At 76.4% G+C, this 7,107-nt stretch carries 7 protein-coding genes and 1 pseudogene; 6 read left to right on the top strand and 2 right to left on the bottom strand.

Annotated elements, in window-relative coordinates:
• Both ACRYMN_RS17345 and ACRYMN_RS17340 read left to right on the top strand, forming a co-directional pair.
• Positions 1–590, top strand: a pseudogene (locus tag ACRYMN_RS17345) (hypothetical protein); the annotation flags it as partial.
• A gap of 29 nt (positions 591–619) precedes the next feature.
• A complete protein-coding gene (locus tag ACRYMN_RS17340) occupies positions 620–1,381 on the top strand; it encodes an ANTAR domain-containing protein (protein ID WP_432497752.1) in 762 nt (253 codons plus the stop codon).
• A 7-nt stretch (positions 1,382–1,388) separates the two neighbouring features.
• Here the strand turns inward: ACRYMN_RS17340 and ACRYMN_RS17335 are convergent, their stop codons facing one another.
• A complete protein-coding gene (locus ACRYMN_RS17335) occupies positions 1,389–1,712 on the bottom strand; it encodes a hypothetical protein (RefSeq protein ID WP_432497750.1) in 324 nt (107 codons plus the stop codon).
• 331 nt (positions 1,713–2,043) lie between these two features.
• Here ACRYMN_RS17335 and ACRYMN_RS17330 point away from each other — a divergent pair, with 331 nt between their 5' ends.
• The 4 genes from ACRYMN_RS17330 (at position 2,044) to ACRYMN_RS17315 (ending at position 6,073) form a co-directional block, all read left to right on the top strand.
• A complete protein-coding gene (locus ACRYMN_RS17330) occupies positions 2,044–3,072 on the top strand; it encodes an aldo/keto reductase (RefSeq protein ID WP_432497748.1) in 1,029 nt (342 codons plus the stop codon).
• An 81-nt stretch (positions 3,073–3,153) separates the two neighbouring features.
• Positions 3,154–4,224 (top strand): NAD(P)-dependent alcohol dehydrogenase, encoded by a 1,071-nt coding sequence (locus tag ACRYMN_RS17325; protein ID WP_432497745.1) that lies wholly within the window; start codon positions 3,154–3,156, stop codon positions 4,222–4,224.
• 223 nt (positions 4,225–4,447) lie between these two features.
• Positions 4,448–5,392: a DUF808 domain-containing protein gene (locus ACRYMN_RS17320; RefSeq protein ID WP_432497744.1), complete on the top strand. Its 945-nt coding sequence runs from the start codon at positions 4,448–4,450 to the stop codon at positions 5,390–5,392.
• A gap of 60 nt (positions 5,393–5,452) precedes the next feature.
• A complete protein-coding gene (locus ACRYMN_RS17315) occupies positions 5,453–6,073 on the top strand; it encodes a pyridoxamine 5'-phosphate oxidase family protein (protein WP_432497742.1) in 621 nt (206 codons plus the stop codon).
• A gap of 66 nt (positions 6,074–6,139) precedes the next feature.
• On the opposite strand, the gene ACRYMN_RS17310 is transcribed toward ACRYMN_RS17315, so the two are convergent.
• Entirely contained in the window at positions 6,140–7,102 is a 963-nt protein-coding gene (locus tag ACRYMN_RS17310) for an SDR family oxidoreductase (RefSeq protein WP_432497740.1), read from the bottom strand.
• Between the last annotated feature and the right edge of the window lie 5 nt (positions 7,103–7,107).

Raw genomic sequence — 7,107 nt, 5'->3', positions numbered from 1 at the left:
CCCGCGAAGAGGCCGAACGCGCTGCCCGCGAAGAGGCCGAACGCGCTGCCCGCGAAGAGGCCGAACGCGCTGCCCGCGAAGAGGCCGAACGCGCTGCCCGCGAAGAGGCCGAACGCGCTGCCCGCGAAGAGGCCGAACGCGCTGCCCGCGAAGAGGCCGAACGCGCTGCCCGCGACAGCGCGGAGCAGCCTACGGGCGCGCCCGGCGCGCCCGGCGCGGTGACCGTCGCGCGGGACGAGGCGCCGGTGGTCCCCGACGCCGGCGGACCCGCCGCCGAGGCGCCCACCGCGCTGGAACCCCCGCCCGGCCTCGGCACCGGGGCCGACGCCCGCTCGGTCGTCGACGGTTTCCTCACCGGGCTGGGCGGCGCTCACCCCAACGTGGACCAGACGCCGGCCGCCGCCGTCGACGCCGCGGTGGTGCTGGCCTACGCGCAGCTCGGTGCGGGCGCCCAGGACACCGCGGTGCTGGAGGCGGCCATGGACGTGCTGGGTTTCCGGCGCCGGGGCCTGAAGGTCCAGCGCGCGTTCAAGGAGTCCGTCCAGCGGGCCAAGAAGCGCATGCGCGGCGCCGGCGTGCGCATCTCCTGAGCAGGACCGAGCACTCCGTGGAGGACCCCGTGCGCGAACCCGTCGACGAGCCCGTGCACGAGCCCGTGGAGGACCCCGTGGAGCGGTTCCGGGCGGCGCTGGCCCGGCGGTCCGGCGCCGCCGGCCCGCGGGCGCTGCCGGACGCCCTGGCCGCCGCCTGCCGCGACGCGCTGCCCGTGCACGGCGTGGTGCTCAGCGTGGTCAGCCGGGGGCAGTGGCGCCTGCCGGTCGGCGCGAGCGACCGGCGGGCCGCGGCGGCCGAGCGCTGGCAGTACGCGCTGGGGCAGGGGCCCGCGTTCCGCGCGGGCGCCGAGGACGTGCCCGTGGTGGTCGGCGCGGCGGAGCTGCGCGGCGCGTGGCCGCTCCTGCACGACCAGCTGCACCGCCACACCCCCTACCGGTCGCTGGCCGCCCTGCCGCTGGAGCGCGGCCCGGCGCGCGGGGGAGTGGTGGACCTGTGCTTCCGCGGCGCGCGCCCCCCGGCGGCCTTCGACGCCGCCGGCGCGCAGCGGGTGGCCGCGCTCGTCGCCGCGGAGCTGTTCGGCGCACCGGGCGCACCGGTGCAGGCGGGCGAGCCCGCCTGGATGGACGCGCCCACCGCCCGGCGCCGGCAGCGGGTGTGGATGGTCGTCAGCATGGCGAGGCGGGTGCTGGGCGTGGACGCCGCCGACGCGCTGGCCTTGCTGCGCGCCCGCGCCTACGCCGGCGACCGCGTGCTGGAGGACCTCGCCGACGACGTCGTCGAGGGCCGGGTGCCGCTGGCGGACCTGCGGGTGCCCGCCGAGGACTGAGCCGCGCTCAGCCGGCGGTGGGCTCGGCGAGCGCCTCCGGGGCGCCGCGGTCCTGCGCCGGCACCGCCGGCCCGCGCAGGTCCAGCTCGCGCACGTCCGCTCCGCACACGTCCACGTCGCGCAGGTCCAGCACCGTCTCCAGCTCCACCACGGCCGCGTCCTCGTCGGGACCGGTCTGCACCCACACCGCGCCGTCCTCCACGGCCAGCGGCGCACCCGTGAGGCTGCGGCCGTCGGCCAGCAGCAGCTCCAGGCGCACCGGCGCCTCGGGGCGTACGCGGTGGTCCTCCGCGGCGTCCCGCAGGCGCTGCACGATGCGCGGTTCGATCACGCGGTCCTCCTCGGGACGGGCCCCCGCCGGGACGGTCCCCCGGCGGCTGCGCCTCGCTGGACAGTCGCACCCAAGGGTGCGTCGTGCGGGCCCGGGACGGAAGGGCGCCGGGTGCTGTGCGCCCAGAGTTCACGGGCCCGAAACCCGGGTGCGCGCCCCCGGGGGCGTCCGCCCCGCCCGCTCCACCCCACCCGCACCGCCCGCACCGGGCGCATCGTCCGCACCGGGCGCACCGGTGCCGGCGCCCCCGCCGCCACCGGCTCCCGCGCGACCTGGCACCCTCCCGTCACCGCCGCGCCCCGCGGCCGGGCCGACGACCCCCGGAGGAACCGTGCTCACCGAGGACCGCGCCGACCGCTCCTGGCGCCCCGACCCCGACCGCTACCGCGGTGCGACGTACCGCCGCGCCGGGCGCAGCGGCCTGCTGCTGCCGCCGGTCTCGCTGGGGCTGTGGCAGAACTTCGGCGAGGACCGCCCCCTGGACGGCGCGCGCGCCGTGCTGCGCCGCGCCTTCGACCGGGGCGTGACGCACGTGGACCTGGCCAACAACTACGGCCCGCCCTACGGCAGCGCCGAGGAGACCTTCGGCGCCGTCCTCCGCAAGGACCTCGCCCCGTACCGCGACGAGCTCGTGGTGGCGACCAAGGCCGGCTACGACATGTGGCCGGGCCCCTACGGCGACGGCGGCTCGCGCAAGTACCTGCTCGCCTCCCTGGACGCCTCGCTGCGCCGCACCGGGCTCGACCACGTCGACGTCTTCTACCACCACCGCCGCGACCCGGACACGCCGCTGGAGGAGACCGCCGGCGCCCTGGACGCGGCCGTGCGCTCGGGCAAGGCGCTGTACGTGGGGGTGTCCAACTACACCGCCCCCGACATCGCCCGCGTCGCCGAGCTGCTGCGCGAGCTGGGCACCCCGCTGACCCTGGTGCAGCCGCGGTACTCGATGTTCGACCGCCGGATCGAGGCCGGCGACGCGGCCGCCGCCGAGGACGCCGGCGCCGGCATCGCGGTGTACTCGCCGCTGTCGCAGGGGCGGCTGACCGACCGCTACCTGCACGGCGTGCCGGAGGGCTCGCGCGCCACGCGCAGCGCGTACCTGTCCGCCGCGGACGTCACCGAGGACCTCGTCGAGCGCGCCCGCGCCCTGGACGCCGTCGCCTCCGCGCGCGGGCAGAGCCTGGCGCAGCTCGCGCTGCGCTGGGTGCTGCGCGAGCCGCGCACCACCACGGCGCTGATCGGCGCCAGCAGCGTCGCCCAGCTCGACGCCAACCTCGACGCCCTGGCCGGTCCCGACCTCTCGCCCGGGGAGCTGGCGGAGATCGATGAGCACACCCCCGCCGCAGGGTCCACCCTGTAGCGGGTCCACCCTGGAGCGGTGCGCCCCCGGCCCCGCCGGGGCGCCGCACCACCACCACCGAGACGACGGAGACGACACCCCTTGAGCACCACCGTCAGCGCCTACGCCGCCCCCTCGGCCACCGAGCCGCTCGCGCCCACCACCATCGAGCGCCGCGACGTCGGCCCGAAGGACGTGCGCATCGAGATCAAGTACGCCGGCATCTGCCACTCCGACATCCACACCGCCCGCGGCGAGTGGGGCCCGGTCTCCTGGCCCATCGTCGTCGGCCACGAGATCGCCGGTGTCGTCGCCGAGGTCGGCTCCGAGGTGACGCGCCACGCGGTCGGCGACCGCGTCGGCGTCGGCTGCATGGTCGGCTCCTGCCGCGAGTGCGAGGCCTGCCGCGACGGCGAGGAGCAGTACTGCACCGGCAACGGCACCATCACCGGCATGGTGGGCACCTACGGCGGCACCGACCCCGCCGACGGCCGCCCCACCGCCGGCGGCTACTCCCAGCAGGTCGTCGTGGCCGAGGACTTCGTGCTGCGCATCCCCGACGGCCTGGAGCTGGACGTGGCCGCCCCGCTGCTGTGCGCGGGCATCACCACGTACTCCCCGCTGAACCACTGGGGCGCCGGTCCCGGCACGAAGGTCGCCGTCGTCGGCCTGGGCGGCCTGGGCCACATGGCCGTGCAGATCGCTGCGGCCAAGGGCTGCGAGGTCACCGTGCTCTCGCAGTCGCTGAAGAAGCAGGAGGACGGCCTGCGCCTGGGCGCGAGCGCCTACCACGCCACCAGCGACCCGGACACCTTCACGCAGCTCGCCGGCTCGTTCGACCTCATCGTCAACACCGTCTCGGCCACCCTGGACCTGGACGCGTACATGGGGCTGCTCAAGCGCAACGGCACCCTCGTGGAGGTCGGCGCCCCCGAGCACCCGATGTCGGTGCGCGCCTTCTCGATCATCCCCGCGCGCCGCAGCCTGGCCGGCTCCAACATCGGCGGCATCGCCGAGACGCAGGAGATGCTGGACTTCTGCGCCGAGCACGGCATCGCCGCGGAGGTCGAGGTCATCCGCGCCGAGCAGGTCAACGAGGCGTGGGACCGCGTCGTGGCCTCCGACGTGCGCTACCGCTTCGTCATCGACACCTCCACGCTGCCCGCCGTCTGACGGCGGGAGCACCACCGCCGGGGGCGGGCACCGCACCGGTGCCCGCCCCCGGGCGTCTCGCGGCGGCACCACGACCTCGCGCGCGCACGCGCCCGCGACGGGGGTGGTACCCCGGAGCGAGGTGGTGCGCGGCGCTGCGCCGGGCACGCGCACGCCGTCTCTGACAACCTGGGAGGGCGCTGGGCGCACGTCCCGGCGCGCCGATCGATGGGAGGAACCCGCCGTGGCCGGTGGACTCGTGGCCCTGCTCGACGACGTGGCGCTCATCGCGCGCGCGGCCGCCGCCTCCGTCGACGACGTCGGCGTCGCCGCCGCCCGGGCCGGGGCCAAGGCCGCCGGCGTGGTCGTCGACGACGCCGCGGTGACCCCGCAGTACGTGCGCGGGCTGACGCCCGACCGCGAGCTGCCGATCATCAGGAAGATCGCGGTCGGCTCGCTGCGCAACAAGCTGCTGATCATCCTCCCGGTCATCCTGGTGCTCAGCCAGTTCGCCGACTCCCTGCTCACGCCCCTGCTCATGCTGGGTGGCGCGTACCTGTGCTTCGAGGGCGCGGAGAAGGTGTGGGCGAAGGTCAGCGGCCACGGGCACGGGCACGACGACGGTCCCAAGGACGAGAGGACGATCGTCTCCGGCGCCATCCGCACCGACCTCATCCTCTCCGCGGAGATCATGGTGATCTCGCTCAACGAGGTCGCCGAGGAGACGTTCTGGGCGCGGCTGGCGATCCTCGTGCTCGTCGGCACTCTCATCACCGTCGTGGTCTACGGCGCCGTCGGGCTCATCGTGAAGATGGACGACGTCGGGCTGAACCTGTCCCGGCGCTCCTCCGCCGGCACCGCCCGCTTCGGCCGCGGCCTGGTGGCCGCGATGCCGAAGCTGCTGACCTTCCTGACCGTCGTCGGGACCGCGGCGATGCTCTGGGTCGGCGGGCACATCCTGCTCGTGGGCAGCGACGAGCTCGGCTTCCACCCGGTGTACGAGTTCGTGCACCACCTCGAGGAGGCCGCGCACGAGGCGACCGGCGCCCTCGGCGGGGTCGTCGGCTGGCTGGTCAACACCCTCTTCAGCGCGCTGGTCGGGCTCGTCGTCGGCGCGGTGCTCGTGGTGCTCGTGACCCTGACCCTGCACCGCCGGCGCACGGCGGAGCACGGGGCGGCCGCGCACTGACGCGCGGACGGGGCGGCCGAACCCGCCGCGCCGGCGGGCCCGGTCGGGCAGGATGCCCGTGTGCGCCGAGTGACCTCCGAAGCGGAGCTGCGCGAGCTGGTCGGCGAGCCGCTGCCGCGGGCCCTGGCCAAGGAGCGCACGCGCCTGCACGAGCTGGACCGGCAGTGGCTGGCCGCCTCGCCGTTCTGCCTGATCGCCACCTCCGGCGCCGACGGCAGCTGCGACGTCTCGCCCAAGGGCGACCCGCCCGGCTTCACCCTCGTCCTGGACGACACCACCGTCGCGATCCCGGAACGGCCCGGCAACCGCCGCGTCGACGGCTTCCGCAACGTCCTGGCCAACCCGCACGTGGGCCTGATCCACTTCGTGCCCGGTCGCGGCGACACGCTGCGCATCAACGGCCGCGCCCACCTCGTCAGCGACGCGCCGTTCTTCGACCGGATGCTCGTGCAGGGGCACCGCCCGGTGCTCGCCCTCGTCGTGGAGGTCGAGCAGGTCTTCTCCCACTGCTCCAAGGCGTTCCTGCGCTCGCGGCTGTGGCAGCAGGAGACCTGGGACCCCGGCGCGGTGCCCTCCCGCGCGGTCATCGCCCGGGAGCTGGAGCGCCCGGGGGAGCCGCTGGAGGAGCTGGAGCGCTACTACGGCCCCGGGTACGCCGCGGGCCTGTACCGCTCGCGCTGACCGCGGCTCCCCGCGCCCGCCCCGCACCCGCCCCGGGGCGCCGGGGCGCACCGGGGCGGGCGCCGCTCAGGCGGGGCTGAGCTCGGCGCGGTGGGCCCGGGCGAAGTCGGCGATGCTCGTGGCCGGGCGCCCCAGCAGGTCGGGGACGTCGCTGGTGCACAACCGCCCGTCGTCGGCCCCGCGGCGCACGACGTCGACGAACTGGCGCACCAGGCCCTGGGCCTGCCAGGCGGGGAGCCCGCTGGCGCGCAGCACGCCGTAGAAGACGGGCGCGGGCACGTGCGCGTAGCGCACGCGGTGCCCGAGCGTGGCGGTGAGGATGCCGGCGACCTCGGGGTAGGACAGGGGACGGTCGCCGGTGAGCACGTAGCTGCGGCCGTCCTCGCCGCTCCCGCCCCGCACGCCCGGGTCGGTCAGCACGCGGGCGGCGACGGCGGCGATGTCGAGCACGTCCACCCAGGCCGTGGCCCCGTGCCCGCTGGTCTGCGGCAGCCACCCGCGGCGGATCGCCGCGGCCTCCACGAGCAGGTTCTTGGTGAACGCGCCCGGCTGCAGGCGCGTCCACGCCAGGCCGCTGCGCCGCAGGTGCTCGTCGGCCAGGGCGTGGTCGCGCGCCCAGGGGATGGCCGAGCGGGGGTTGGCGTCGGAGGTGGAGACCTTGACGACGTGGCCGACCCCCGCGGCGACGGCGGCGTCGATCGCGTCACGGTTCTGGCGGAACTGCTCCGGACCCGGAGGGGTGTTCAGGAACAGCTGCTCGCACCCGCGCAGCGCCTCGCCCAGGCTGTCGGCGTCCTCGAAGCTGCCCAGGGCGGCCTCGACGCCGCGCTCGGTGAAGGCGCGCACCTGCGCGGTGCGCCGGCACAGCACCCGGAAGGGCACGCCGCGGGCGGTGAGCTCGGCGACGAGGGCGGTGCCGATGTCGCCGGTGGCGCCGGTGACCAGCACGCGCTCCGGGGAGCCGGCGGTCCCGGACCGGGGGGCGGGGTGGCTGGAGGGGTGGGTGGTGGGGGTGGTGGGTGCGGACACGTCGA

It is taken from the genome of Kineococcus gypseus (assembly GCF_050871305.1).
Lineage (GTDB): Bacteria > Actinomycetota > Actinomycetes > Actinomycetales > Kineococcaceae > Kineococcus > Kineococcus gypseus.
This window is presented reverse-complemented; position numbering and strand designations above follow the sequence as displayed.